A 23,950-nucleotide genomic window follows, 5' to 3' on the forward strand; every position below is an offset into this window, starting at 1 on the left:
GTCTAACGGCAAATACCTTCGATCTTTGCCTCGCTCCACGGTATCACGATGTCACGCTCACGCGGTTGGGTCGGCAGGGGTGAAATGTCGAAATGCGCGCCCAGCATGTCGTGCAAGCGTTGGGTGCGGGGGGCTTGAGGGTCCAGCGCCCGGCAGCAGACATACTCCTCGACAATCGCGCCTTGTTGTTCAAACCCGTAGGATAGGAAGTCGGACGAGGTTTCGATATCAAACAGATAGGGGTCCTTGTTGCCACCATGCTCGGCCGCTGCACGCAAAGGGTGATAGCCTGTGGTTTTCCGGTTCTGCCATTGCCACACATGTGTCAGCTCATGCGCCAGCAGCATTCCGGCGATTAGGTTCATCTGCTCGGGGAAGTCGGACATATAGTCCTCAAGATACCACTCACGCGTGAAATAGACCTTGTTGAACAGGGCCACGGCGGCGGGCTTTGCTGTGACGACCCCTTCGGTCGGGGCTGGCAATATGCGTTCACGGCAGGCCAGGCGGGGCCGTTCCTTGCGGTAAAACGTGATTGGCGCGACCGGAGCCCCCTCGACCAGGCGCACCCGATCCAGATTCAGCGACTCGCCCTGAACAGCGGTGGCAAAAGCACGTTCCTGCTCGGTCAGCGGGCGACCGCAGGATGCAAGCAGAAGGAGAACCATCATCAAAATGCGGCAGGTCATGAAGTGAGCCTAGTGTGAAGCACCCGCACTGCAACCGGTTTTACAGGCTCATCGCCAAAACCCGGCTGATTTCCGTCAACGACCGCCCGGATTGGTCCATCCAGGTGTTGAATGCGTCTTGAACGGCAGCCATCGCCTTCTTGGAGCTTGGCGCTTTGTCGATCACGCCTTCAGCAATCAATCGGGCGGTGACATCCCGCGACAGGATGAAACTGTCGCGCCCGGCAAATCGCATGGCGTATTGCGCCGAGGCCCCACCCAGACGCGACCCGCGCTTGCCTAGCATCGCCAGCAAGCCGACGTAATCAGACGAGGGCCAGCCGCCCAGCACCTTTCCCACGCCACCTTCCTGACGCAGTTCCAACAGAAACGCGGCGTTGTCGCGGACCGTGGCGATCTTGGTGCCGTTGCGGACAATGCGGGTGTCTTGCAGCAGGGCGTCGAACTTCTCATCATCCATAAAGGCACAGCGACCGACGTCAAAACCATCAAAGGCAGCTTCAAACCCAACCCATTTGTTTTCGATAACCTTCCAGTTGAACCCGGCCTGAAAGACGCATTTCGTGATGATCGACAGCCAGCGATCATCGGGCAGGGCGGTCAACTCAGCCACGCTTTTAGGTTTGCTCAGCTTGGCCCGCAACGCGTCGGGTCCACCGTGGCGATTGGCAGCCATGGTGTAGATCTCATCGAAATGGTGCATCGGTGTCCTCCGCAGGCAGGGTTGCCTGTTCATTGTCGGGTTGCAAGCGTTGAAACAATATGCCCAGAACATGCGCGGAAAGCCCATGCGCCGCACCCGACTTGATTTCGGACAAGGATCATGCCGCGTCACGGACCTAAATAGGGGCCAACATTAACGGAGAATACCATGCTGGGTTGGGCCCTTTTCCTTGCCGCACTGATCACCTTTCTGCTGACCCACGCCATCCCCGCCCGACCCGTCGTGCGCGGGCGGTTGATCGACGTGATGGGACGCAGGGGGTATTTTACGGCGTATTCCGCGTTGTCCCTGCTAGTTTTGGGCTGGCTGATCGTCGCCGCAGCGCAAGCGCCCTATGTTGAAGTAATTCCACCGCTTCCCATCCTGCGTTGGGTGCCGCTGTTGACCATGCCTGTGGTGTGCTGGTTGGCGGTGGCAGGTTTGACAATCCAAAATCCGTTTTCTTTTGGCGGCCTGGGTCACCGTCGGTTCGACCCCGAAAACCCCGGTATCCTGCGCACCACGCGTCACCCGCTTCTTGCTGCCATGATGCTGTGGGCCTTGGCGCATCTTCTGGCGAATGGCAGCCTGTCGCATGTCATCTTATTTGGTCTTTTTGCAGGTTTTGCGGCGTGGGGCATGGCGCTGATCGATCAGCGCAAGGCGCGCGATATGGGGATCGAATGGGTACGCCTATCCCGCAATACGGCGCGGTTTTCCCTGCGCGCGCCGCAACCCTGGCCTGGCTTGGGGATCGCGCTGATTTCCTTGGCCGCATTTGTGGTTCTGCTTCACCTGCACCCGCCTGTGATCGGCCTTTCGCCCCTGCCATAACGCAAGGAGTGGCCGGACAGGGTCATGCGTGCTATCTGGAAAGTCACACTTTAGGACTATGAGGGTCTTTCAATGTATCTGGCCTATGTTACCACCACCGATCGCGGCGCGACCGACCGCCTGCTGAGCGCCGTTGCCGAACATCTTCTGGCCAACGATGCCCGTCTGGTCGGCGTGGTTCAAACTAACACCGAATGCGCCGACAGCAGCAAATGCGACATGGATGTCCGTGTGCTGCCAGATGGCGAGACCATCCGCATCTCGCAATCTCTGGGCGAGCATTCGCGCGGTTGTCGGCTGGACCCGGCTGCGTTGGAGCGGGCTGTGGGGTGTGTCACCAACTCGCTTGAGGATGCGCCGCAGTTGCTGATCATCAACAAGTTCGGCAAGCATGAGGCTGACGGGCGCGGTTTTCGCCCGGTGATCGCCGAAGCGTTGACACTGGATATCCCCGTGCTGGTCGGCGTGAACGGTTTGAACAAGGAAAAGTTTCAAGAGTTCACCGGCGGCGCGGCCGAGCAGCTGGAGCCGAACCTCGAAGCCATCTCTGCTTGGTTCGACCGGGTCAACGCGCAACGCGCGGCTGCGGCCTGAGTTAACCTCTCGTTGGGTAAACCTCTGTAATCCTGACTTGTTTCGTTCCACCTGTGCTGCAATCTTCGATTTCGGAGGATATTGCACATGTGGACCAACTGGGCCGGAAACCAGCGTACGCAGACGCCGATCAAACGCTCAACCTCGATTTCCGAGTTGCAGCAAGCCGTGGCGCAGTCAGGCACGCTGCGGGTCGTTGGGGCCGGTCATTCGTTCACACCCATTGTTGCCGGTGGGGATCGGATACTGGACTTGTCGGATATCGACTTGCCAGTGGTCGGAGAAGTCGGGGAAGACAAGGTTTGGGTGAACGCAAATGCCCGGCTGCGCGACTTGTCTCCGGCCTTGGCGGGGCAGGGGATGGCCTTTCGCAATCTCGGTGACATCAACACACAGTCTTTGGCCGGTGCAGTATCAACCGCCACACACGGCACCGGACGCTCGCTGCCCTGTCTGGCAGCGGAAATCACCGCCGCAAAACTGGTCAGCGCGGGTGGGGATATTCTGACAACCGACGACATTCCGCTTGAGATGGCGCAAGTCACTTTGGGCATGTTGGGCATTTTGACCGAGGCCCAAGTCTCGGTCGTGCCGAAATACAACCTGCGCCGAAGGGTACGATTGGCTGATCTGCAGGACTGCATCGCCAACATGCACCAGAACTGGGTCCAGAACCGAAATTTCGAGTTCTTCTATATCCCTTTCACCGGTAAGGCCGTCGAGCTGCGCCATGAAATTTCAGACGCAGCCGAAAGCAGGGCACCACGTGATCTGGACATGATTGCCGTCAAAGTGCTGAAGCTGGCGCGCAATGTTGGTCGGCTCAGCAGTGGGCTACGCGATTTGCTGTTGCGACTACTGACCATGGCGCAATCGGACGAAGATTATGTGGGCGAAAGCTGGCGGGTACTGTGCAGTGACAGGCATATTCGGTTCAAGGAAATGGAATACCACCTGCCGCCTGACGTCGCCCAAGATGTTCTGCAAGAGGTCATTACCCGGCTGCATCGCGACCACAAGGATATCTATTTTCCAATTGAAGTCCGCCAAACTGCGGGCGACTCGGCCTGCCTATCCCCATTTCAGGGCGGGCCGCGCATTTCAATAGCAATCCACACAGATGCGGACGAGGATCACCGGCGATACTTTGACGCGATTGAGCCATTATTTGTCGAAGCGGGCGGACGACCGCATTGGGGCAAAATGCACAGCTTGGGCTTCACAGAACTATCCACCATGTATCCTGATTTCGACCGTTTCTGCGCGCTGCGGGAACAATTGGACCCGTCGGACAAGTTCCTAATGCCCGCGCTTGCCAGGCTGTTTCGACCATGACGAACTATCTGCAATCCCTCTCTGAAACGCTGCGAGCGTATGGCGTGGACAAGCCGGTCGCGGTGGTTGATCTGGACAGGCTCGATGCAAATTGTGCCTTGGCGGTGGACAGGTCGGATGATGGGTTGGACCGTCGATTGGTCGCCAAATCCCTGCCTTGTTTGCCGCTGCTGGATCATGTTCGGGGCCTGATCCAGACCTCGGGCCTGATGACGTTTTCCGAGCCCATGCTGCTGGCGCTTTTGAAGGCCGAGCCTAAAGCCGACCATTTGATCGGCAAACCGTTGCCGGTCCGGTCAGCTGCGCGGGTTCTGAGCGAATGTCCAGACGCTGCTGCGCGGGTTCAATGGCTGATCGACTCGTCGGATCGGTTGCAATCCTATCTGGCCCTTGCAGCGGATCGTCAGCTAGCCCTGCGTCTGTCGCTTGAGGTTGATATCGGCCTGCATCGCGGTGGCTTTCAACCAGATCAAGTTGCGGGCATTGCGCAAGAAATTGCGACAAACCCTAATGCGCGGTTGTCCGGTGTTATGGGGTACGAGGCGCATCTGGCCAAACTGCCGCATTTCTTGGGCAAGCGTGCCTTTCGGGCCAGCGCGGATGCGTTCGATCACGCCGTTTCCAGCCTGCCGAATGAGGCCAAGGGGCTGTGCCTGAACACGGGTGGCAGTCTGACTTTTCAGTCCTACCGCACAACAGGTAAGACCACCGAGATCGCTTTTGGGTCGGTCCTCGTGAAACCCACAGATTTCGACCACAAAACGACACAGGGATTTCAACCCGCAGCGTTCATCGCGACTCCGGTTTTGAAAACCATGCCCGGTAATTCGCTGCCGGGATTGGATTTTCTGGCCCGGCGCAAAACCGATCTTGCGATTTTCGGGGGGTATTTCCGCGCTAAACCGGTATTTCCCAACGGCTTTGGCTATTCCTCCATTTTCGGACGTTCAACCAATCAGGAGGTCTGGGCAGGCCCACCTGATGCGCCCGTCAAACCCGGCGACATCGCCCTGCTACACCCAAGCCAGAGCGAGGCTGTGCTGAACCAGTTCGGGATCGTATTGGCGGTTAGGGGTGGTCAGGTAGTGGACGAATGGGAATGCCTGCCGAATTAACGGCCCCTTGCACTTTGTCACCATCAGAAGAAGATGGTGGGCGACCCTGGAATCGAACCAGGCGTGCGTCTCCGCGAGGGAGTTACAGTCCCCTGCCACACCTTGCGGCCTGTCGCCCACTGTCAGGCGTTGCACCTGACGTGGAGGCGTGATTACTAGCGCCTTAAAGGAGCGTCAACAGGAAAATACCGCTTTGACGCAGGAAACCGATTTCCCGGCCCGGAGGCCCAAGAAATGAAGAAACCCAAGTGGGTCGTTGAGAAAGAACAAGCCCGTAAAGCGGCTGCGTCCGAAACTGTCTGGCTGTTTGGCCTTCACGCTGTACGCGATGCGTTGATGAATCCGAAGCGGCAAAAACTGCGTTTGATCGTGACGCGAAATGCGCAGGACAAGCTGACAGAGGCCATTGATTTTGCAGGGATTGAGGCCGAAATGGTCGATCCGCGCAAATTCACCGCGCCGATTGATCCGGGGTCTGTCCATCAAGGCGCAGCGCTTGAGGTTAAACCGCTGGATTGGGGTGGGCTGGCCGAGAATTGCATCGGGCGCGAACATCCTCGCGTGATTCTGCTGGACCGGGTGACCGACCCGCATAACGTCGGGGCGATTCTGCGCTCAGCCGAGGTTTTGGGGGCCAGTGCGGTGATCGGCACGCGGCACCATTCGGCGCCGGAAACCGGGGCGCTGGCCAAAACCGCTAGCGGCGCATTGGAACGCCAGCCGTATTTGCGGGTCCGCAATCTGGCCGACTCCATCGTCGAGCTTCAGAATATGGGCTTTCTGGTGCTGGGTTTGGATGGAGAGGCCGAAGAGACCATCGAGACAGCGTTGGGTGGCAAACTTGATCAGCCGGTTGCGTTGGTATTGGGGGCCGAGGGGCCGGGCTTGCGGCAAAAAACCAAAGAAACAGTTGATCAACTGGTGAAAATCGACGCAGCGGGCGGGTTTGGGTCACTTAACGTCTCAAATGCTGCCGCAATTGCCCTATATGCCTCAAGGCACAGATAGACAGGAGAGCGCCATTCCCAGCCCGTCCAAAATCGCCACCTGTTGTTATTGCGGGACCCGCGCTGCGCTGGTTCTGAAAGGTCAGGACCGTCATGAGCTGAGCTGTTCCAGCTGCGGGGCGCCATTGCATAACCTCAAGATGATGCCCAAGCGTAAATTGTCCGAAAGCCAATCAAAGCGTGGTGCGGCAAAGCCGACTGTAAGCCACAAGAAAAAGAAGCAGAAAAAGAAAAAGAGTGTCTTCTCACGCGTGTTGGATGAGGCATGGGATGTCATCGAAGACATCTTTGATTGATGTGGCGCCTGGGCGACACAGGTGATCACAAGCCCGTTAAGTGGGGTGTCACTTGGTCATAAAACTTGCATCTTGAGACCCTGATGACCTTGTTCCGATTTCTGTGATGTTGACCCGACGTTTTCTTCTGGGCGCGATTGCCGCCGCTTTGATCACTCCTGCCGCAACAGCGCAGGAGATACCTGTCTTCTACGTGACCGATGGCACCGCGATGTCCGGGTATGACGTGGTGTCGTATTTCAATGGCGATGCTCCGGTTCATGGTCAGCCGAAATACGCCGTCGTCTGGAAAGGGGCCCAATGGCACTTTGCAACCGCTGAGAACCGTGACGCGTTTGAACGTGATCCACGTGCCTTTGCCCCTCAATTCGGTGGATATTGCGCCTACGCCATGGCGCATGGATCGCTTGTTAGCACCGATCCCAAGGCATGGCAGGTAGTGGACGGTCGGCTGTATCTGACCCACTCACCCGAAATCGAAGCAATGTGGCGTGAAGCCAGGACGGAATATATCCGTATGGCCGAAGCGCATTGGCCTGTAATTCTTTACGAGCAATAGGCGGGTTTCCGCTTTTCGTGATCTGTCATCACAAAAATGCGCATCCCCTCTTTTTTTCTCTCAACTTATGCCTAAATGTCACAGTGACCGCGGAACGGAACTGCCGCGGGTCATTTCACTGTCCCTCGTTCCAACAACTGGCGCTCAGGTTCGACCTGGGCGCTTTTTTCTTCGGTAAGGACGGCATAGGGTGCGCAGATGGCCGACTATTCCGATAAGCACCTGAAAGAGGTTCTGCAGCGCACCAAGGTGGTCGCCGTTGTAGGCGTTTCAATGAACCCCGTACGCCCCAGCTATTACGTGGCGCGATATCTGTCGTTGAAGGGTTTTACTGTCATTCCGGTCAATCCGGGCCACGCAGGCAAGGCGCTATTTGGTCAGACCGTCAGGGCTTCGCTATCCGAGATTTCTGAGCCCGTGGATATGGTCGATATTTTCCGCCGGTCGGAAGCTGTGCCACCGATTGTGGATGAGGCATTGGATGCCTTCCCGAACCTGCGCACCGTCTGGATGCAGATCGGAGTTGAAAACGCCGATGCCGCCGCCAAAGCGCAGGCGCGCGGGGTGGATGTGGTGATGAACCGTTGCCCCAAGATCGAATATCAGCGCCTGTTTGGTGAGTTGCGCATGGGCGGATTTGCCACTGGTGTCATCTCGTCCAAAATCTAGCCGCCGGTATAGGGCAAGAGATCGCCGTATTGTTCCACGCGGCGCTTCTCCAAAACGACGTCGCGTGGCACCCATTCGTATTTTGTGTCTTCGATCAGCGGCGACCAAAACAGCACTCCGCCATAGCGCCACGGATCCAACACCACACCGTCATACATCGTTTCCCCTCTGCGGCTGATGATAGCCGTGCTGTGATCGATTCTGAACGGGTTGTCGGCGTTGGCGATGGCGCGGTGCAGGTCAAGCGTCTGGAAGTTTTCCTGCTTCAGGCGGCGCTCGATATCTTCGGCCCAATGCCAGCACAGCCCGCGCGGGCGCAGACCCTTGTTGACCTTGGCGTTGTGGATCAACGGAGGGTCGGTGATTTCGTATTCCTGCACCAATTGCGCCGTATAGGAATAGGCAATACGCGCGGCGCGGTCAGCCTCTTCCGGGTCGATATCGGGGCCGAGGCTGCGTATTTCGCTGGCCAGCCGTTGAACTTCATCTCCGGTCGAAGGGGGAGGGGACGCGCATGCCCCCAACGTCAGAAGGGCCAGCACCAAGGCCAAAGCTTTGATCATCTGCGTGCCCTTCGATCTGCAAAGCATGAAACACGATGATAAAGGGTTGAGCGGTATGACGAAACCCTGCCGATTACCCCTTGGGGCGCGCGGATTTTTCGGCGATGCCGCTGGTGCCCTGACGACGTTCCAATTCCGCCAGCACATCATCCAGTGCCACATCCCGCGCAGCCAGCATGACAAGCAGATGATAGAGCACATCCGCCGCCTCTGCCGTAAGCGCGGCCTTGTTGTCCTTGACGGCCTCGATAATGGCTTCGACGGCCTCTTCGCCGAATTTTTCGGCGCATTTCTCGGGCCCTTTTGCCAGTAGCTTGGCGGTCCAACTGGAGTCAGGATCAGCTCCTTTACGGGCCTCAATGGTGGCGGCCAGGTCGTGCAGAATGCTCATGTTAGCCTCATCGGAATACCTGCAGCGGCCATGTGTTCCTTAGCCTCGCGGATAGTGTATTCGCCGAAATGAAAGATCGAGGCGGCAAGAACTGCGCTGGCCCCGCCTTCGGTCACACCTTCGACCAGGTGGTCAAGGTTTCCAACCCCGCCCGAAGCGATCACTGGTACGTCCACCGCGTCGGAAATGGCGCGGGTCAGGGGCAGGTTGAACCCGGCCTTGGTGCCGTCGCGGTCCATTGACGTCAGCAGGATTTCCCCGGCACCTTTGGCGACGACGGTTTTGGCGAATTCCACCGCGTCAATGCCGGTGGGTTTGCGGCCGCCGTGGGTGAAAATCTCCCACTTGCCGGGGCTGACGGTCTTGGCGTCGATGGCACAGACAATGCACTGGCTGCCGAACTGATCAGCCGATTCCGCAATCACATCGGGGTTTGCCACGGCGGCCGAGTTGAAACTGACCTTGTCCGCACCAGCCAGCAACAGAGCGCGCACGTCATCTTTAGTACGCACACCGCCACCCACGGTGAGGGGCACAAAGCACTGCTCGGCGGTGCGTTGTACCACGTCAAACATTGTACCGCGGTTTTCATGGGTGGCGTGGATGTCCAGAAAGCAGATCTCATCTGCGCCGGCGGCGTCGTAGGCCTTGGCCGATTCAACCGGGTCACCAGCATCACGCAGGCCAACGAAATTCACGCCCTTGACCACACGGCCATCAGCGACATCCAGACAGGGAATGATGCGGGTTTTCAGCATGTCGGCATCCTTTGTTGCCGCACCTCTACCTACAAAGCCCCGCCGATGCCAGTGCTGAACAGCCTGACTGTGGCGGGGCACAGGTTGCGTTATGTGCAATCAGTTTGTGTGCAGTATCTTGAGGGCCGACAGAAGGTTCGCCTTGTCATCCGTCCACGGAACCTGACCGTCGGTGACCAAAGGCTCCCACTTGCCGGTATCGATGAACGATTCGATGCGATTTTTGTCTCGGCTCAGGATGACGACATGCGTGTCAGACGCGCCGGTTTTTTCTTCTTCCTCGGTGGCATCGTCCATTTGAAGTGCTGCGTGCAGGTTCAGCGTTGCTGCGGCTCGCGCCAGTTGCGGTGAAAGATCGTAATACTGGTTCGAGATATGGAAGACCAACGTGCCATCCTGATCCAGATGGTTCAGATAGACCTCGATTGCCTCCTGCGTGATCAGGTGGAGCGGTATCGCGTCTGAACTGTAGGCGTCCAGCACCATGATATCAAAGTCGAACTTTTGATATTCCAGAACGATCCGGGCGTCGCCCAGATGGGTGGTCGTGTCCGGTGCACATGTGGACATATACGTGAATAGTTCAGGGTCGCGTGCAATGCGATCAACGGTTTGGTCGATCTCAAAGAAATCCCACGTCTGATGCGGTTGCCCATAGCAAGCCAACGCACCGGTCCCAAGGCCGACAATTGCGATATTGTCCGAGTTCTGACCGTATTCCGATGTCAGGATTTCGGCCATTGGCCCGTTCGGATGATAATACGAGGACCCGACCGGCCGCGTACTAGGCGGTGTTTGCCTTTGCCAGCCGTGTACGGTGGTTCCGTTCTTGTAGACCCGGAACTCTTTGAAATCATAGACGGCGTGGGTTCCGAAAAAGCTGCGATCGCGGAAATAGACCTGAGTCTTCGAGATCAGGTTCGGTGCCAAAACGATCAGCAGAACTGTCGCCAATCGGGTCGGGGCATTTCTAAAGGCCAGTAGCACTGCGGCAACAAGTGAGGACGCCACCAAGATACCAAGTGTGCGAGAGTCGAACACGAGGCTGAAGCGCAGTGCGCCTGTCACGAACAACAGCGGAATCGACGCAATGATTCCAATGGCAACGTGACGGATACTGAAAGTACCTGCGTGCAGCAGAAACAGTCCACCGGTCGCAATGAGTGTCAGGGCGAATTCGATCTCGCGGTCAAAGAAGACCGGCGCAATGATCGAGTTGAACAGGCCTCCACAAGCCCCTCCAACCGAAAGCGCCAGATAGAAGACAGTCAGATGCTCGGCTGGTGGCCGAAGTTCATACAGAAGCCTATGCGCAAACAGGGCGACCAGAAAGAGGATCGGAATATACAGCATCATCAGCGCCAAGGCCTTGTGCGTTGGTGCAACCTTGGACAGCAGGACCACGGCGATTGCCAGCGCAATCAAAACCGGAACTTTCAGACTATCCAGGGTGACGCGACGCCATTTGGTAAAAGCGAGAATGAAGGTCAGGATATATGTCGCCAGTGGCAGAACCCAGATTAGCGGGATGGCACCAAGATCGATGCTGAGCTTGGTTGTTGTGGCCAGCATCAGGGATGACGGAATGAATGCAATGAACACCCAAGTGGAAATTGTCTTGATGCTCAGGGCGCTGCCTGTCGTTTGCGGTTCATGTACGGCGACAGGTTCGGTTCCACCACGAAGGGCAAACATACCACTGACGGCCATAAGTATACCAAACACGACAAATCCGACGGACCAGAACAGGCTGATGTCTTGCGCACCAAAGAAAGGATCGGCCATCAGTGGGAACGCCAACAGGGCCAGCAGCGATCCAACATTGCTGGCTGCGTACAGAAAATATGGATCGTTGGCCGATGGACCGCCAGAGCGCGAATACCAGGCCTGAAGAAGCGGGGCATTTGCGGACAGCACTGCAAATGGAACGCCGACCCCTGCCGCAAACAGAATCAGCGTTTGAAGGGCAATAGATTGCGAAGAATCAAATCTCCAGCCTTCTTGCGTGGCCAAGGGCAAAAAGCTGAGGGCGATCAGCCAAAGGGCCAGATGTGTAACAAGTTGCCAACGCAGGCTAAACCACCGGGTCAGGATATGGGCGTACAGGTATCCCATGATCAACATAAGTTGGAAAAACAGCATAGCTGTTGTCCAAACCGCCGGTGCACCGCCGATTTTGGGCAAGACGAGTTTTGCGAAAAGTGGTTGAACAAAAAACAGAAGGCTGGCGCTGACAAAAATTGTCGCGCAAAAACTGATGACCGGAGCATAATAGCGCCAATTTTCAGTCGGTTGAGATACGTTTGAAACGGACACAGTGAAACTCCGGCATTAGATTGCGGTTCAGCCCTAGCGACGGAATAAGACTATTTTGCGGCTGATATGTGCAAACTCTTACCGGAAACGTGGAATTGTTCACGATTTGTCATCGGTCGCGGCGGGCCCATTGAAACCCATTTAATTCGCAACCGGCAAAGCCTCGCCGATGCCGGAGATGTGATTGCCACCCGGTTCAAAACTGTGAACACTGCGCCCAAATTCATCAGGAGATCAAAGAGATGCGTAAACTTTTTTTGACAGCCGCTTTTGTATTTGGGGGGACCGTCGCAGCGATGGCAGACGATATCATCAAGGTAAACACAGCTAAATCCGTGCCCGAGGTAATGGATGCACTTGAAGCCGCCGTTGGCAATGCAGGCGCGACCGTATTTGCGCGCGTTGATCACGCGGCTGGTGCGGAAAAGGTCGGGCTGAGTATCCCAGCCAATCAGGTGCTGATCTTCGGCAATCCGGCGCTGGGAACGCCCGCGATGCAGATCGACCCGCGGGCGGGATTGTTCCTGCCACTGAAAGTTCAAGCCTATGAGGATGAAAACGGTCAGGTTTGGCTGGCTTATGAAGACCCGAAAGAGACCATGGATGAGCTTGACGACGTCGAGAATTCTCCGGTCATCGAAAAGATGCGCGGTGCGTTGGCCAAACTGACTTCGGTCGCGGCTCAATAACATCAGGAATGCGCCAGCTGCACTTCTTGCTGGCGCATTTGGGCCCGCTCTAGTTGCTCAGGGTGGCCAGGGCCTCTTTCAGATCGAGGGCTCCGTCATAGAGCGCCCGACCAGAAATCGCCCCGTTCAATTCGACGCCGCAATCGCGCAGGGCGATGAGATCATCCAGCGAACTGACACCTCCCGAGGCAATGACCGGGATTGAGACGGCGCGGGCCAGATCGGCGGTTGCTTCAATATTCGGGCCCTGCATCGCGCCATCGCGGTTGATGTCTGTGTAGATGATGGCTGCGACGCCTGCATCCTCGAAACTGCGGGCCAGATCGGTGACCTGAACGTCGGTCTCTTCGGCCCAGCCCTTGGTGGCCACCATACCGTTCCGCGCGTCAATGCCCACAGCGACCTTGCCGGGGAATGCCTTTGCTGCTTCACGCACCAGATCGGGGTTTTCCACTGCAACCGTACCCAGAATTACGCGAGCGAGGCCCTTTTCGATCCAGGTTTCGATTGTGGCCATGTCGCGAATGCCGCCACCCAACTGCGCGGGCACGTTGCAGGCTTTCAGAATGGCCTCGACCGGCGCGGCATTGACCGGCTCACCCGCAAAAGCGCCGTTCAGATCGACAAGATGCAGCCACTCGCACCCGGCCTCGACAAAGGCGCGGGCTTGCGCGGCCGGATCGTCGTTGAACACGGTGGCCTTGTCCATTTCACCGCGCAGCAGGCGCACGGCCTGGCCGTCTTTGAGGTCGATGGCGGGGTAGAGGATCATGTCGGGCGGCCCTATATCTTGGTCAGTCGCGCGGGATATCGCACAGTCAGGGCAGGGGATGCAACGCGACGCAAAGTCATTCTTGCCCGAAGCCGGTCGCCGGGCCAGAGTGTTCGCAACACAGGGAGAGCATTATGAAGAAATTTCTACTTGCAGCAGGTTTTGCCACCATGGCGACCACCGCCTTTGCGGCTGACCCGGTTGATGGGCTGTGGAAGACCCAGCCGGGGGATACGGGCGGCTATCTGCATGTAACCATTGCGGAATGTGGCAGTGCGATTTGCGGCACAATTGACAGCGCCTTCGACGGTGATGGCAACCAACAGTTGGAATATGAAAACCTGGGCAAACAGATCATCTGGGATATGGTGCCCGAGGGGGATGGTCAGTACGACAGCGGAAAAATCTGGGCGCCAGACCGCGACAAGACCTACAACTCGAAAATGACACTGGACAGTCAGAATGAGCTGACTGTCAAAGGCTGTGTTGCTGGTGGTCTGGTCTGCCGTGGGCAGACCTGGACGCGGGTTCAGTAACCGTTCAGGGCGTCCAGGTCAGGAAGTTTCCGATCATGCGTAGGCCCACGTCCTGGCTTTTCTCGGGGTGGAACTGCATGCCAACCATTGTGTCGCGGCCAATCACGGCCGTGACCTCTTGGCCATAGTCCACATAAGCCAACCGCTCAGCCGGGTCTGTTACCCGAAAATGGTAGGAGTGGACGAAATAAACATGATCACCCGTTTTGACGCCACTGAACACTGGGTGATCGCTTTCCAGCACCAGATCGTTCCAACCCATATGGGGCACCTTCAGCGCATCGTCCGAGGGTTCGATCCGCAGCACATCACCTGCCACCCAATCCAGGCCGTCGGTCTCGGTGTATTCATGACCTTTTGAGGCCATCAGTTGCATCCCGACGCAGATGCCAAGAAACGGGCGGCCATTTTGTTCCACAGCCTCGACCATCGCGTCATAGATGCCCTTGTGGCCGCGCAGTTCGGACGCGCAGGCTGGAAATGCGCCGTCACCGGGCAGAACCAGACGGTCGGCCCGCGCCACAACATCCGCGTCCGAGGTCACAACGACCTGACCGGCATCCATTTCGCGCGCCATGCGCTGAAACGCCTTTTCGGCCGAGTGCAGGTTGCCGCTTTCGTAGTCGATAATGGCTGTGAGCATTTACAGCGCGCCCTTTGTCGACGGAATCGCATCGGCCTTGCGCGGGTCAGTCTCAACCGCCAGACGCAGGGCGCGGGCGACGGCTTTGAACGCGGCCTCGGCAATGTGGTGGCTGTTGAAGCCGTGCAACTGGTCGATGTGCAACGTGATGCCGCCATGGGTGCTGAGCGCCTGAAAGAACTCGCGTACCAGTTCGGTGTCGAACGCGCCGATCTTGGGCGTCGGCAGGTCCACGTTCCAGATCAGGAACGGACGGCCCGACAGATCCAGCGCACACTGCACCTGGGCGTCATCCATGGGCAGGCGGCATTCGCCATAGCGGCGAATACCTTTTTTGTCGCCTAGGGCCTGGGTCAACGCCTGACCCAGCGCGATGCCGGTATCCTCGACCGTGTGGTGGTCGTCGATGTGATAATCACCCTTGGCGCGGATCGTCATGTCGATCAGCGAATGGCGCGCCAACTGGTCCAGCATATGATCGAAGAAACCGACGCCGGTCTGGTTGTCATAGGTGCCGGTGCCGTCCAGATTGACCTCGACCGATATTTCGGTCTCGGCGGTTTGACGGCTGATCTTTGCGCTGCGCATGGGCGAATTCCTTTTGCTACAGGCGCGCTTATAGACGGGGATGGCCCGCCTTATCCAGACCAAGCGTGGCATTCACCGCAAACTGTTGCAGGGGATTGCGCCCGGTCGCGGCCCATGCCAGCCTGCGGGAAACTGAACCAACAAGGCACGGCCCATGTCCACTTGCGTTTTCATCCAGATTCGCTGCAAACCCGGCTCTACCTACAAGGTGGCCGAGGAAATCGCCCTGCGCGAAATCCATTCTGAGCTGTATTCGACCAGCGGTGAGTTTGACCTGCTGCTAAAGCTCTACATCCCCGAGACCGAAGATGTAGGCCATTTCATCAATGAAAATCTGCTGGTGATTCCCAATATCGAACGGTCGCTGACCACGATGACGTTCAAGGCGTTTTAACCAAGCTCAAAGGTCGTTACGCCAAAGATGCGGCTCAGATCGATGTCTGGTTCGTAGTCTGAATACATCCGGGCTGTTTCGAACACCTTGTCCAACCCAAGTTCATCGGACAGCGCGAACGCTGATGGGTTGGGTTGAGGCATGTCCACGAAGACCTCATGCTCATTGTGATCCTCAGGGATTGCAGTCAGAATTGCGGCCAGCAAAGCCCTTGCGATGTCGGAGTTATCCGCAAACAGGGGGCCAACCTTATACCCAGTGAGGCAGGGGCGAAGTGTTGCGTACCCTCTGATTCTGCCGTTCTCGGTAAAGACTTTCGATACGTGGCTATAGGCACTCAGCCAGTTGCCCAGAAACAAGTCGCGTGGCGCGGGAAACAGTTCGCGATCATAGTCTTTCAAGGCGTCGGATGCTTGGGTCAGATCGGTGATTTGATCGTTCTGTCTGGTTCCCAGCTTAGCCAACATCCGACTTTTCGTGCCGGCAAAACGATAGTTGTTATAGGCAAAGGTAAAGCCGGACTTGCGGTAATTGTCCTGTTGCTCGACCACGCCATCCAGCCCCATATTGCGCCCGGTACAATGGGCCAACGCATGCTGAGCGATCTCAAGCCCGTGGCCATGGTGGCGAAACTCGGGTTTGACGATATAGAACCCCAGGAATGCGAAGGTTTCGTCGTAATTTACCGCTGATACCGACGCGATCATCTCGCCATTCAGAAACCCACCCAGAAACCCATCCGGGTCTGTCGTGCGAAAGCACTCGGCATCATGTTTGCCCGGATTCCACCCTTCGCGACCGGCCCAATCCACGGCGTGTTCGACTTCGGCGGCAGTAAGGGGGCGAATGATATAGTCCGACATGGGCGAATTCCGTGCATGATTGAAATCACGGCCAGAATGGCGCAACGCTTACGAAGAAACCAGTGTGTTTGAAAGGGTTTGTATCTGGAGCGGGCGAGGCGATTCGAACGCCCGACCCTAACCTTGGCAAGGTTATGCTCTACCCCTGAGCTACGCCCGCATCAGATACATATGTTGGTCCGAAGACCTCTCAATGGAGCGGGCGAGGCGATTCGAACGCCCGACCCTAACCTTGGCAAGGTTATGCTCTACCCCTGAGCTACGCCCGCGCCGTTGAGTGAGGAGGGATGTATTAATTCCCACGCGGGCCTGCAAGCAGAAAAAGACAAAAAGGCGGAAAAATCTTTCGACGGAAACCCCGCCGCCGCACGTTCAAACCACAGAGCATTATAAAACAAGAGGGTTCGAGGAGAGGAAATGATACGGGTTGCAGATATGAAAATGGCACTGCTGGCCGCACTGATCGTGTTGACGGCCGTGTTCTGTGCGGAAGATGAGGGCAAACTGGTCGAGGTTGAGCCGGTCCTAATGAACGCACCACTGATTGAGACGCAGATATTGGCGGGATAAGCCCCCGCTAGCCGGATCAGAGCGCCAGCACGAGATTTGCAATTGCGGCCACCAGAATGGCCGTGAAGGTCAGCAGCATCCCGATCTGGCGCAGAATCACGATCTGTGGACTGCGACCGAAGCCATAGGCATGCATCACCCGTCCGGTCAGCAGCGCCAGTCCCAGCAGGTTCAGCAGCAGCCCACTCGCGCCTTGCAGTTCGACCATCGCGATCAGCAGCAGGGCAAAGGGTGTGTATTCGACAAAGTTGGAATGCGTCCGCATCACTTTGAGCATCGCCGTATTCCCGCCGTCGCCGTAGGAAATCTTGTCGCTGCGACGTTGGCTGATGACCTTGGCACTCAGCACGACGTACAAAATCGCCAGCAATGCGGCGTAGATTGGGGTGACGGACAGCATCTTGATCCTCCTCGGCGTAAAAAAGGCCGCCCGGTTCCCCGCGCGGCCCTTGTTAATTTAGAAAGCTAAACCGGTTATTCCAGTTCGACCAGCAGGTCCTTAGCGTCAATCTGGCCTCCGGGCTGCACGTGAACGGCCTTGACCGTCGCGTCGCGTTCGGCGTGGATGCCGGTTTCCATCTTCATCGCTTCGATGGTCAGCAGCATGTCGCCTTCTTTGACCTGTTGACCGGCAGCCACAGTGACAGTGGCGACCACGCCAGGCATTGGCGCGCCAACATGGTCGTGGTTGCCTGCTTCGGCCTTGGGCCGCGCCTGTGTGGTCGAGGTGACCATGCGGTTCGGCACCCGGATCACGCGGGGCTGGCCGTTGAGTTCGAAGAAGACTTTGACTTCGCCTTTTTCGTCGGTCTCACCAATGGCCTGACAGCGGATTTCCAGTGTCTTGCCCGGGTCGATCTCGGCGGTGATCTCTTCGCCTGGCTCCATGCCATAGAAGAACGTGCGCGTGGGTAGGGTGCGGACCGGACCATAGACGCGGTGACGGCCCATGTAGTCCAGGAAGACCTTGGGATACATCAGGTAGCCGTTCAGATCCTCGTCATCGACCTCTTTGCCTTCCAATTGCTTGGACAGCTCGGCGCGGGTGGCTTCCAGATCAACCGCCGGCACGTCCTTGCCCGGGCGGTCGGTGTTCGGGGCCTCGTCTTTTAGCACCTTCTTGATGATGGTGTCCGGGAACCCTCCAGGAGGCTGACCCAGATTGCCACGCATCATGTCGACGACCGAGTCGGGGAAGGCCACGTCAGAATCCGGGCTTTCCACATCGTCACGTGTCATGTTCTGACTGACCATCATCAGCGCCATGTCACCGACGACCTTGGATGACGGCGTTACTTTCACGATATCACCGAACATCTGGTTCACGTCCGCATACATCTGCGCCACTTCGTGCCAACGCTCTTCAAGGCCGAGGCTGCGCGCCTGTGCCTTGAGATTGGTGAACTGACCACCTGGCATTTCGTGCAGATACACCTCAGACGCGGGGGCTTGAAGGCTGGACTCAAAAGCCGCGTACTGGCCGCGCACTGCCTCGAAGTAATCGCTGATCTCCCGGATTGCCTTGATATCCAGTCCGGTGTCGCGCTCGGTATGGCGCAGCGCTTCGACCACAGTGCCCAGCGTCGCCTGCGAGGTGTTGCCGCTGAAGCTGTCCATCGCGCAATCCACCGCGTCCACGCCGGCCTCGGATGCGGCCAGAATGGTGGCGCTGGCGATGCCGGCGGTGTCGTGCGTGTGGAAGTGGATCGGTAGCCCGACCTCTTCTTTCAGCGCCCGGATCAGAATCTTGGCCGAGGCCGGTTTCAGCAAACCTGCCATGTCCTTCAGGCCCAGAACGTGTGCCCCTGCATCGCGCAACTCTTTCGCCATGCCGACATAGTATTTCAGGTCGTACTTGGAGCGGTCCGGGTCCAGAATGTCACCGGTATAGCAAACGGTGCCTTCGCAGATTTTGCCATTCTCGACCACTGCATCCATCGCAACGCGCATGTTCTCGACCCAGTTTAGCGAGTCGAACACGCGGAACACGTCGATATTCTTGGACGCCTGACGTACGAATTCCTGTACCACATTGTCTGGATAGTTGGTGTAGCCAACGCCGTTCGCCCCGCGCAGTAGCATTTGGGTCATCAGGTTCGGCATCGCTTCGCGCAGGTCACGCAGGCGCTGCCACGGGCATTCCTGCAAGAAGCGATAGGCCACATCGAAAGTTGCACCGCCCCAGCATTCGACGCTGAACAGTTGTGGCAGGTTGGCCGCATAGGTCGGTGCCACCTTGATCATGTCGATTGAGCGCATCCGGGTGGCCAGCAGCGACTGGTGGCCATCACGCATAGTGGTGTCGGTGATCAGCAGCTGACGCTGCGCCTTCATCCAGTCGGCCACAGCCTGCGGGCCCTTTTGCTCCAGCAGATTGCGGGTGCCCATTTGCGGCTCGGCCTTGGGCGCGGGGGCTTTGGCTTCCTTTAGATCAGCGCGCGGGGCGGGACGATCTGCGGTCTCGGGATGCCCGTTCACGGTGATATCCGCTATATAGGTCAGAACCTTGGTGCCGCGGTCGCGACGACGCTTGAAGGTGAACAGGTCCGGCGTCGTGTCGATGAATTTGGTGGTGTATTCATTCGACAGGAAGGTCGGGTGTTTCAGCAGATTGATGACAAAGTCGATATTGGTGCTGACGCCGCGAATTCGGAACTCGCGCAGGGCCCGGTCCATCCGGGCAATCGCCGCGTCGGGCGTTGGGGCCTTGGCGGTTACCTTGGTCAGCAACGAGTCATAATACCGCGTAATCACGCCACCCGCATAAGCCGTGCCGCCATCCAGACGGATACCCATGCCCGTGGCCGAGCGATAGGCGGTGATGCGGCCGTAATCGGGGATGAAGTTGTTCTGCGGGTCTTCGGTGGTGATCCGGGTCTGCAGCGCGTGACCGTTCAGATGCACATCGGCCTGGCTGGCGGCACCTGTGGCCTCGGCCAGGGTTTTGCCCTCGGCGATCAGGATCTGCGCCTGCACGATGTCGATGCCGGTGACTTCTTCGGTGACGGTGTGTTCCACCTGTACGCGCGGGTTCACTTCGATGAAGTAGAACTTGCCGGTTTCCATATCCATCAGGAATTCGACAGTGCCCGCGCATTCATAGTTCACATGGGCGCAGATTTTACGGCCCAGTTCGCAGATTTCCGTGCGCTGTTCTTCGGACAGATACGGGGCAGGGGCGCGTTCCACGACCTTCTGGTTCCGGCGCTGGACCGAACAGTCGCGTTCATAGAGGTGATAGATCTCGCCATGTTTGTCGCCGAGAATTTGCACCTCGACATGGCGGGCGCGGGTGATCATCTTTTCCAGATACCCCTCGCCGTTGCCGAACGCAGCCTCGGCCTCACGGCGGCCTTCCAGAACTTTTTCTTCCAGCTCGTCCTCGGATTCGATCGGGCGCATCCCGCGTCCGCCGCCACCCCAACTGGCCTTGAGCATCAGCGGATAACCGATCTCGGCAGCTTCCTTGCGGATCGCGTCCATGTCATCGCCCAGAACCTCGGTCGCCGGGATGACGGGTACGCCCGCCGCGATAGCCACACGTCGTGCGCTGGCCTTGTCACCAAGCGCGCGCATGGTTTCAGCTTTGGGGCCGATGAAGGTGATGCCATTCTGAACGCAGGCATCCACGAAATCGGGGTTCTCGGACAGCAGGCCATAGCCCGGGTGGATCGCGTCCGCGCCGCATTCCTTGGCCACGCGGATGATCTCGTCGATGCTCAGATAGGCGGCAACCGGCCCCATCCCCTCGCCGATGCGATAGGCCTCATCCGCCTTGAACCGGTGCAGGCCCAGCTTATCTTCTTCGGCGAAGACAGCGACGGTGCGTTTGCCCATCTCGTTTGCTGCGCGCATCACGCGAATGGCTATCTCGCCGCGATTGGCGATCAGGATCTTGTTGAAGTTGGTCATATCAGGTCCCGGTCTTGGTGGTTTGGCCGTATTCATAGGCGGACAATACGCGCTCGTATATCAGTCGTTCTGGGTAGAACCGGCATGTTAACGCTCGCAAACGCCGCTTGGTGGCGCAAACTTACTAGCAATTCTGCGCTGCAGCATCAATTGCTGTATTGACGTAGCGTAAGTTGATCCAACTTTGCCAAACCCATCTGGCCCATATTCGCCAGCATGTCCTGTCGCAGAATGTCGATGACATGGGCCGGGCCGCGTGACCCAAGGGCAGCCAACCCATAAAGAAAACCCCGCCCCAGCATGACGAAATCCGCCCCAAGCGCCAAAGCTCGCAGAACATCAAGCCCGCCTTCAACGCCACTGTCAAAGATCAGCGGCAAGTCTGTGGCCGCTCGTATGGCCGGAAGTGCGCAAATGCTAGCCGGGGCGCCATCGAACTGCCGCCCACCGTGATTCGAGACCCAGAGCGCATCAATACCGGCTTGTTTCAGGCGAGTCGCGTCTTCGGCGCGCATAACGCCTTTCACAACGAACGGACCATCCCATGCATCGCGCAACCATTTGACATAGTCCATATCCGGCGATGTGCGCAGCAGGTATCCGATATGCGCCGTGGGGGACAGCGCGCTATCGCCATCGATGTATTTGTCGAGCGTCCTCATTCGCGGCATACCATGTCGCGCCATGCCCAAGGCCCAAGTCGGGCGTTGGGCGATCTGCGCCAGCAAACGTGGCGTCAGTCGGGGTGGATGGGTCAGGCCAGATCGCACCTGCCGTTCGCGCCGCGATGCAACCGGGACGTCAACTGTCAGCACAAGCGTTGAAAACCCGGCGGATTTGATGCGACCTAACATGTCCGCGCGAATATCCGGGTCCTTTGGAGGGTAAAGTTGAAACCAGGCGTTTTGACCAAGATGAGGAGCCAGATCTTCGGGGCTTTGGCTGGCGACGGTCGACAAAGTATACGGCAACCCTGCCTTGGCACCGGCGAGGGCCAGCAGTTTCTCAGCATCCGGCCAGATCAGCCCCGACATTCCAATCGGCGCAATACCGAAGGGCAAGGGAAAGTCTTGGCCCAAAAACTGTGTTCTGGTGTCACATTCGATAGGACCGTGCAGGATTGAGGGTAAAAACTCCACATCATCCAGTGCGGCCCTGTTTTTGTGCAGCGTGACCTCGGACCCTGTACCGCTATCCAGATATTCCCAGACGAAATGCGGAACCTTGCGCCGTGCGTGGCGTTTCAGATCGCCAATGCTGGGGAATGAGCTGTGCAGGTCCATACGAATTGATCCGACCTACACAGTGATTCTGCAAGGTTTTCAGGCCGCTGATGCCTGAGTTGTCGATTTGGTCGGTTGCTCGGGCTTGCTTTTTTTACCCTGTGCCGGATCAGCGCCATTGGCGACATGCACCTGATTTCGACCCTTGTCTTTGGCCACATACAGGGCGTCATCCGATGCACGCATCAAATCCTGCGGCATAGAACCGTGCGCAGGATAATGGGCAACGCCAACGGAAATCGTGATGCGCGGCAGTGATTTCTCACCATAGCGGACCGAGACGGCCTCGACCGCCTGCCGCAATTGTTCGGCCCGGGTCATGGCGTCTTCGGGGGTGTTGTCGGGCAGGATCAGCATGAATTCCTCACCTCCGATGCGGCAGGCAACCTCGTCCCGGTCACAGCCCTGTTCCAAGGCCGAGCCCACCGCGCGCAGCACCATGTCGCCCGCATCATGACCATGGGTGTCGTTGAATTTCTTGAAGTGATCCACATCCACAGCGATCAAGCTAAGCGGTGCGCCTGTCTGTTGGCTGCGGCTAATGGATTTGCGCAACGTGTCGGTCATATGCCGACGATTGAACAAGCCGGTCAGCGGATCACGGACCGATTGGTCATGCAATTGGTCCCGCATCCGCACGTTTGCAATCGCCATGCTGATTTGTTCTGCACACAGTTGGGCCAGTTTTCTATTGGAATGAAACACTTTTTGGCTGCCTTCATGCGCCCGCAGATGGAGCAGGCCAACTGTTTCGCCATGCGCCAGAATGGGAAAACAGAAATAGGGGCGGCCATCATGGGGTTCGGCATGTTCGCAGACAAAATCAATCTCAGACGCGCCGTATTGGTATGTGCGACCGCGACGCAGACCCCAGCATCCTTCAGGGTGGATATGCGCCTTGTGAGTGCCGCCGTTCCAGCTTGCGCAGCCATCCAGAACATCGCGCGAGTTGGAGTAGACATACACGCTGCCCTCTGCCTCGGGCAGGATGTGGGTCATAAATCGTGAAACCATGTCGAACAGTTCATCCAGAGATCGGCTCGACTGTAGCCATTCATTCAATTCGCCCAACAGGCGTACCTCACGCGCCAACCTAAGTTGTTCATCCATCAGGTTGCGTTCTTTGGCTGATTGCCGTTGCAGCGCGCGTACCTGCAGACGGTTGGTGCGATATGTCACCAATGAGACGCTGGCCAAAGCGAACAGAGCAATGCCGCAAAGGATCGAAAGTGAAACCCTCAGTCGGGTAATAAATGTTGTACGCAGATCGGTGAAATCGGTGAAAAACTCAATCGCGCCGATGAAGCGTCCGTTTTTTGTGATCGGAACGAACACCTCAGCCACCTGATGTTGCACGGCGGTACGCGTACTTTCGGAATGCAGGTCGAGTCCGTCGATCTCAGACAGTGGGAGCGCTTCCTGAATATAATGCGTCATTCCGCGTGCAACATCACTGCGGAAAAAGGCACGCGTTTCGTAGGATCCGATTTCCTCGGGACGTGTCGACCAGACAACGCGCCCGGCCGTGTCGAACATTTTGAACCGATACACATCCGACGCTTCGGGCATCGAAGAAAGAAATTCGGCATCATGCGGGTCGATCTTGCCGGTTTGCAGCGCCGTTTCGGGATCTTTTAGATGCAGAACAACGCGGCGTTTCCACAGTTCGGACTGATTCAATATGTCAGTTTTCAGCATTCGGTCCACAACCGGTGCCGGAAGAGAATAGACTCCCCAACCTGCAACCGCCGCCAGCGCTATCAACAAAACGGTGATTCCCGCCCATTTTACCCGATGGGCAAGCCGTCCCCGAGCCATGAGTTTCATATCCCGTCCTCCCGCAATCTGACATCAGCATTGAGGCCAGAGTT

At 57.6% G+C, this 23,950-nt stretch carries 26 protein-coding genes and 3 tRNA genes; 12 read left to right on the forward strand and 17 right to left on the reverse strand.

The window, feature by feature from the left end; genetic code table 11:
• Positions 1-2 precede the first annotated feature (2 nt).
• Together ACR0B8_RS01255 and ACR0B8_RS01260 are read right to left on the reverse strand one after the other, a co-directional pair.
• Positions 3-689: a hypothetical protein gene (locus ACR0B8_RS01255; RefSeq protein WP_170360328.1), complete on the reverse strand. Its 687-nt coding sequence runs from the start codon at positions 687-689 to the stop codon at positions 3-5.
• Positions 690-729: 40 nt separating this feature from the next.
• On the reverse strand, positions 730-1,392 hold the full coding sequence (locus ACR0B8_RS01260) for a DNA-3-methyladenine glycosylase I (RefSeq protein WP_170360326.1): 663 nt from the start codon (positions 1,390-1,392) through the stop codon (positions 730-732).
• Between the two features lie 168 nt (positions 1,393-1,560).
• On the opposite strand from ACR0B8_RS01260, the gene ACR0B8_RS01265 reads away from it, so the two are divergent.
• The 4 genes from ACR0B8_RS01265 to ACR0B8_RS01280 all read left to right on the forward strand — a co-directional run bounded on the left by ACR0B8_RS01265 (position 1,561) and on the right by ACR0B8_RS01280 (position 5,270).
• Positions 1,561-2,226 carry an NnrU family protein gene (locus ACR0B8_RS01265; RefSeq protein WP_170360324.1) on the forward strand — a complete coding sequence of 222 codons (666 nt, stop codon included), beginning with the start codon at positions 1,561-1,563 and terminating at the stop codon, positions 2,224-2,226.
• 72 nt (positions 2,227-2,298) lie between these two features.
• On the forward strand, positions 2,299-2,820 hold the full coding sequence (locus ACR0B8_RS01270) for a DUF2478 domain-containing protein (RefSeq protein ID WP_226688719.1): 522 nt from the start codon (positions 2,299-2,301) through the stop codon (positions 2,818-2,820).
• Between the two features lie 87 nt (positions 2,821-2,907).
• Positions 2,908-4,155 carry a D-arabinono-1,4-lactone oxidase gene (locus tag ACR0B8_RS01275; RefSeq protein WP_480657905.1) on the forward strand — a complete coding sequence of 416 codons (1,248 nt, stop codon included), beginning with the start codon at positions 2,908-2,910 and terminating at the stop codon, positions 4,153-4,155.
• On the forward strand, positions 4,152-5,270 hold the full coding sequence (locus ACR0B8_RS01280; protein ID WP_170395616.1) for an alanine racemase: 1,119 nt from the start codon (positions 4,152-4,154) through the stop codon (positions 5,268-5,270). Before ACR0B8_RS01275 ends, ACR0B8_RS01280 begins: the two co-directional genes overlap by 4 nt.
• A 34-nt stretch (positions 5,271-5,304) precedes the next feature.
• Here the strand turns inward: ACR0B8_RS01280 and ACR0B8_RS01285 are convergent.
• Positions 5,305-5,388: transfer RNA gene (locus tag ACR0B8_RS01285), tRNA-Tyr, on the reverse strand.
• 116 nt (positions 5,389-5,504) lie between these two features.
• On the opposite strand from ACR0B8_RS01285, the gene rlmB reads away from it, so the two are divergent.
• The 4 genes from rlmB (at position 5,505) to ACR0B8_RS01305 (ending at position 7,801) form a co-directional block, all read left to right on the forward strand.
• Positions 5,505-6,278, forward strand: a complete 774-nt coding sequence (gene rlmB / locus ACR0B8_RS01290) for a 23S rRNA (guanosine(2251)-2'-O)-methyltransferase RlmB (RefSeq protein WP_170395618.1) — start codon at positions 5,505-5,507, stop codon at positions 6,276-6,278.
• Entirely contained in the window at positions 6,259-6,573 is a 315-nt protein-coding gene (locus ACR0B8_RS01295) for a hypothetical protein (protein ID WP_174821702.1), read from the forward strand. The genes rlmB and ACR0B8_RS01295 overlap by 20 nt, the downstream gene beginning before the upstream one ends.
• A 106-nt stretch (positions 6,574-6,679) precedes the next feature.
• A complete protein-coding gene (locus ACR0B8_RS01300; RefSeq protein ID WP_170360318.1) occupies positions 6,680-7,132 on the forward strand; it encodes a YHS domain-containing (seleno)protein in 453 nt (150 codons plus the stop codon).
• A gap of 198 nt (positions 7,133-7,330) precedes the next feature.
• Positions 7,331-7,801 carry a CoA-binding protein gene (locus ACR0B8_RS01305; RefSeq protein ID WP_170360316.1) on the forward strand — a complete coding sequence of 157 codons (471 nt, stop codon included), beginning with the start codon at positions 7,331-7,333 and terminating at the stop codon, positions 7,799-7,801.
• Here ACR0B8_RS01305 and ACR0B8_RS01310 read toward each other — a convergent pair.
• The 4 genes from ACR0B8_RS01310 to ACR0B8_RS01325 form a co-directional block, all read right to left on the reverse strand.
• On the reverse strand, positions 7,798-8,364 hold the full coding sequence (locus ACR0B8_RS01310) for a hypothetical protein (protein WP_170348011.1): 567 nt from the start codon (positions 8,362-8,364) through the stop codon (positions 7,798-7,800). The two genes, ACR0B8_RS01305 and ACR0B8_RS01310, sit on opposite strands and share 4 nt — an antisense overlap.
• A 73-nt stretch (positions 8,365-8,437) precedes the next feature.
• Complete coding sequence (locus ACR0B8_RS01315) at positions 8,438-8,755, reverse strand: phosphoribosyl-ATP diphosphatase (RefSeq protein WP_170360315.1); 318 nt, start codon at positions 8,753-8,755, stop codon at positions 8,438-8,440.
• Complete coding sequence (gene hisF / locus ACR0B8_RS01320; protein ID WP_117872606.1) at positions 8,752-9,513, reverse strand: imidazole glycerol phosphate synthase subunit HisF; 762 nt, start codon at positions 9,511-9,513, stop codon at positions 8,752-8,754. Before hisF ends, ACR0B8_RS01315 begins: the two co-directional genes overlap by 4 nt.
• A gap of 99 nt (positions 9,514-9,612) precedes the next feature.
• Positions 9,613-11,655 carry a fused MFS/spermidine synthase gene (locus ACR0B8_RS01325; protein ID WP_226688716.1) on the reverse strand — a complete coding sequence of 681 codons (2,043 nt, stop codon included), beginning with the start codon at positions 11,653-11,655 and terminating at the stop codon, positions 9,613-9,615.
• A 416-nt stretch (positions 11,656-12,071) separates the two neighbouring features.
• On the opposite strand from ACR0B8_RS01325, the gene ACR0B8_RS01330 reads away from it, so the two are divergent.
• Entirely contained in the window at positions 12,072-12,518 is a 447-nt protein-coding gene (locus tag ACR0B8_RS01330; RefSeq protein WP_254428517.1) for a DUF302 domain-containing protein, read from the forward strand.
• A 49-nt stretch (positions 12,519-12,567) separates the two neighbouring features.
• Here the strand turns inward: ACR0B8_RS01330 and hisA are convergent, their stop codons facing one another.
• The gene (hisA, locus tag ACR0B8_RS01335) at positions 12,568-13,290 is read right to left on the reverse strand and encodes a 1-(5-phosphoribosyl)-5-[(5-phosphoribosylamino)methylideneamino]imidazole-4-carboxamide isomerase (RefSeq protein ID WP_170360311.1); all 723 of its coding nucleotides are present in this window, start codon (positions 13,288-13,290) and stop codon (positions 12,568-12,570) included.
• A gap of 134 nt (positions 13,291-13,424) precedes the next feature.
• On the opposite strand from hisA, the gene ACR0B8_RS01340 reads away from it, so the two are divergent.
• Positions 13,425-13,826, forward strand: coding sequence for a DUF2147 domain-containing protein (locus tag ACR0B8_RS01340; protein WP_170360309.1), 402 nt, complete (start codon positions 13,425-13,427; stop codon positions 13,824-13,826).
• Between the two features lie 4 nt (positions 13,827-13,830).
• On the opposite strand, the gene hisH is transcribed toward ACR0B8_RS01340, so the two are convergent.
• Together hisH and hisB are read right to left on the reverse strand one after the other, a co-directional pair.
• On the reverse strand, positions 13,831-14,469 hold the full coding sequence (gene hisH / locus ACR0B8_RS01345) for an imidazole glycerol phosphate synthase subunit HisH (RefSeq protein WP_170360307.1): 639 nt from the start codon (positions 14,467-14,469) through the stop codon (positions 13,831-13,833).
• Positions 14,470-15,057 carry an imidazoleglycerol-phosphate dehydratase HisB gene (hisB, locus tag ACR0B8_RS01350; RefSeq protein ID WP_170360305.1) on the reverse strand — a complete coding sequence of 196 codons (588 nt, stop codon included), beginning with the start codon at positions 15,055-15,057 and terminating at the stop codon, positions 14,470-14,472.
• Between the two features lie 154 nt (positions 15,058-15,211).
• Between hisB and ACR0B8_RS01355 the strand changes: the two genes are divergently transcribed.
• Positions 15,212-15,451 (forward strand): Lrp/AsnC ligand binding domain-containing protein, encoded by a 240-nt coding sequence (locus ACR0B8_RS01355; protein WP_058280212.1) that lies wholly within the window; start codon positions 15,212-15,214, stop codon positions 15,449-15,451.
• Here ACR0B8_RS01355 and ACR0B8_RS01360 read toward each other — a convergent pair.
• The 3 genes from ACR0B8_RS01360 to ACR0B8_RS01370 form a co-directional block, all read right to left on the reverse strand.
• Complete coding sequence (locus ACR0B8_RS01360; RefSeq protein WP_226688712.1) at positions 15,448-16,314, reverse strand: GNAT family N-acetyltransferase; 867 nt, start codon at positions 16,312-16,314, stop codon at positions 15,448-15,450. The genes ACR0B8_RS01355 and ACR0B8_RS01360 overlap by 4 nt on opposite strands.
• Before the next feature lie 85 nt (positions 16,315-16,399).
• Positions 16,400-16,474 (reverse strand) — tRNA-Gly (locus ACR0B8_RS01365).
• Positions 16,475-16,508: 34 nt separating this feature from the next.
• Positions 16,509-16,583 (reverse strand) — tRNA-Gly (locus ACR0B8_RS01370).
• A 148-nt stretch (positions 16,584-16,731) separates the two neighbouring features.
• Between ACR0B8_RS01370 and ACR0B8_RS01375 the strand changes: the two genes are divergently transcribed.
• Positions 16,732-16,884 carry a hypothetical protein gene (locus ACR0B8_RS01375; RefSeq protein WP_170360301.1) on the forward strand — a complete coding sequence of 51 codons (153 nt, stop codon included), beginning with the start codon at positions 16,732-16,734 and terminating at the stop codon, positions 16,882-16,884.
• A 16-nt stretch (positions 16,885-16,900) separates the two neighbouring features.
• On the opposite strand, the gene ACR0B8_RS01380 is transcribed toward ACR0B8_RS01375, so the two are convergent.
• From ACR0B8_RS01380 to ACR0B8_RS01395, 4 genes are all read right to left on the reverse strand, one after another.
• Complete coding sequence (locus tag ACR0B8_RS01380; protein ID WP_170360299.1) at positions 16,901-17,284, reverse strand: MAPEG family protein; 384 nt, start codon at positions 17,282-17,284, stop codon at positions 16,901-16,903.
• Positions 17,285-17,358: 74 nt separating this feature from the next.
• Entirely contained in the window at positions 17,359-20,796 is a 3,438-nt protein-coding gene (locus tag ACR0B8_RS01385) for a pyruvate carboxylase (RefSeq protein ID WP_226688711.1), read from the reverse strand.
• A gap of 146 nt (positions 20,797-20,942) precedes the next feature.
• The gene (locus tag ACR0B8_RS01390; RefSeq protein ID WP_170360295.1) at positions 20,943-22,079 is read right to left on the reverse strand and encodes an alpha-hydroxy acid oxidase; all 1,137 of its coding nucleotides are present in this window, start codon (positions 22,077-22,079) and stop codon (positions 20,943-20,945) included.
• A 39-nt stretch (positions 22,080-22,118) separates the two neighbouring features.
• A complete protein-coding gene (locus ACR0B8_RS01395) occupies positions 22,119-23,906 on the reverse strand; it encodes a sensor domain-containing diguanylate cyclase (RefSeq protein WP_480657899.1) in 1,788 nt (595 codons plus the stop codon).
• Positions 23,907-23,950: the final 44 nt, after the last annotated feature.

Source organism: Ruegeria sp. BH6 (genome assembly GCF_056538105.1).

Coding starts and splice junctions, on each gene's coding strand:
- ACR0B8_RS01255 (WP_170360328.1), bottom strand. CDS start 689: ATGACCTGCCGCATTTTGATGATGGTTCTCCTTCTGCTTGCATCCTGC.
- ACR0B8_RS01260 (WP_170360326.1), bottom strand. CDS start 1,392: ATGCACCATTTCGATGAGATCTACACCATGGCTGCCAATCGCCACGGT.
- ACR0B8_RS01265 (WP_170360324.1), top strand. CDS start 1,561: ATGCTGGGTTGGGCCCTTTTCCTTGCCGCACTGATCACCTTTCTGCTG.
- ACR0B8_RS01270 (WP_226688719.1), top strand. CDS start 2,299: ATGTATCTGGCCTATGTTACCACCACCGATCGCGGCGCGACCGACCGC.
- ACR0B8_RS01275 (WP_480657905.1), top strand. CDS start 2,908: ATGTGGACCAACTGGGCCGGAAACCAGCGTACGCAGACGCCGATCAAA.
- ACR0B8_RS01280 (WP_170395616.1), top strand. CDS start 4,152: ATGACGAACTATCTGCAATCCCTCTCTGAAACGCTGCGAGCGTATGGC.
- rlmB (WP_170395618.1), top strand. CDS start 5,505: ATGAAGAAACCCAAGTGGGTCGTTGAGAAAGAACAAGCCCGTAAAGCG.
- ACR0B8_RS01295 (WP_174821702.1), top strand. CDS start 6,259: ATGCCTCAAGGCACAGATAGACAGGAGAGCGCCATTCCCAGCCCGTCC.
- ACR0B8_RS01300 (WP_170360318.1), top strand. CDS start 6,680: ATGTTGACCCGACGTTTTCTTCTGGGCGCGATTGCCGCCGCTTTGATC.
- ACR0B8_RS01305 (WP_170360316.1), top strand. CDS start 7,331: ATGGCCGACTATTCCGATAAGCACCTGAAAGAGGTTCTGCAGCGCACC.
- ACR0B8_RS01310 (WP_170348011.1), bottom strand. CDS start 8,364: ATGATCAAAGCTTTGGCCTTGGTGCTGGCCCTTCTGACGTTGGGGGCA.
- ACR0B8_RS01315 (WP_170360315.1), bottom strand. CDS start 8,755: ATGAGCATTCTGCACGACCTGGCCGCCACCATTGAGGCCCGTAAAGGA.
- hisF (WP_117872606.1), bottom strand. CDS start 9,513: ATGCTGAAAACCCGCATCATTCCCTGTCTGGATGTCGCTGATGGCCGT.
- ACR0B8_RS01325 (WP_226688716.1), bottom strand. CDS start 11,655: ATGCTGTTTTTCCAACTTATGTTGATCATGGGATACCTGTACGCCCAT.
- ACR0B8_RS01330 (WP_254428517.1), top strand. CDS start 12,072: ATGCGTAAACTTTTTTTGACAGCCGCTTTTGTATTTGGGGGGACCGTC.
- hisA (WP_170360311.1), bottom strand. CDS start 13,290: ATGATCCTCTACCCCGCCATCGACCTCAAAGACGGCCAGGCCGTGCGC.
- ACR0B8_RS01340 (WP_170360309.1), top strand. CDS start 13,425: ATGAAGAAATTTCTACTTGCAGCAGGTTTTGCCACCATGGCGACCACC.
- hisH (WP_170360307.1), bottom strand. CDS start 14,469: ATGCTCACAGCCATTATCGACTACGAAAGCGGCAACCTGCACTCGGCC.
- hisB (WP_170360305.1), bottom strand. CDS start 15,057: ATGCGCAGCGCAAAGATCAGCCGTCAAACCGCCGAGACCGAAATATCG.
- ACR0B8_RS01355 (WP_058280212.1), top strand. CDS start 15,212: ATGTCCACTTGCGTTTTCATCCAGATTCGCTGCAAACCCGGCTCTACC.
- ACR0B8_RS01360 (WP_226688712.1), bottom strand. CDS start 16,314: ATGTCGGACTATATCATTCGCCCCCTTACTGCCGCCGAAGTCGAACAC.
- ACR0B8_RS01375 (WP_170360301.1), top strand. CDS start 16,732: ATGATACGGGTTGCAGATATGAAAATGGCACTGCTGGCCGCACTGATC.
- ACR0B8_RS01380 (WP_170360299.1), bottom strand. CDS start 17,284: ATGCTGTCCGTCACCCCAATCTACGCCGCATTGCTGGCGATTTTGTAC.
- ACR0B8_RS01385 (WP_226688711.1), bottom strand. CDS start 20,796: ATGACCAACTTCAACAAGATCCTGATCGCCAATCGCGGCGAGATAGCC.
- ACR0B8_RS01390 (WP_170360295.1), bottom strand. CDS start 22,079: ATGGACCTGCACAGCTCATTCCCCAGCATTGGCGATCTGAAACGCCAC.
- ACR0B8_RS01395 (WP_480657899.1), bottom strand. CDS start 23,906: ATGAAACTCATGGCTCGGGGACGGCTTGCCCATCGGGTAAAATGGGCG.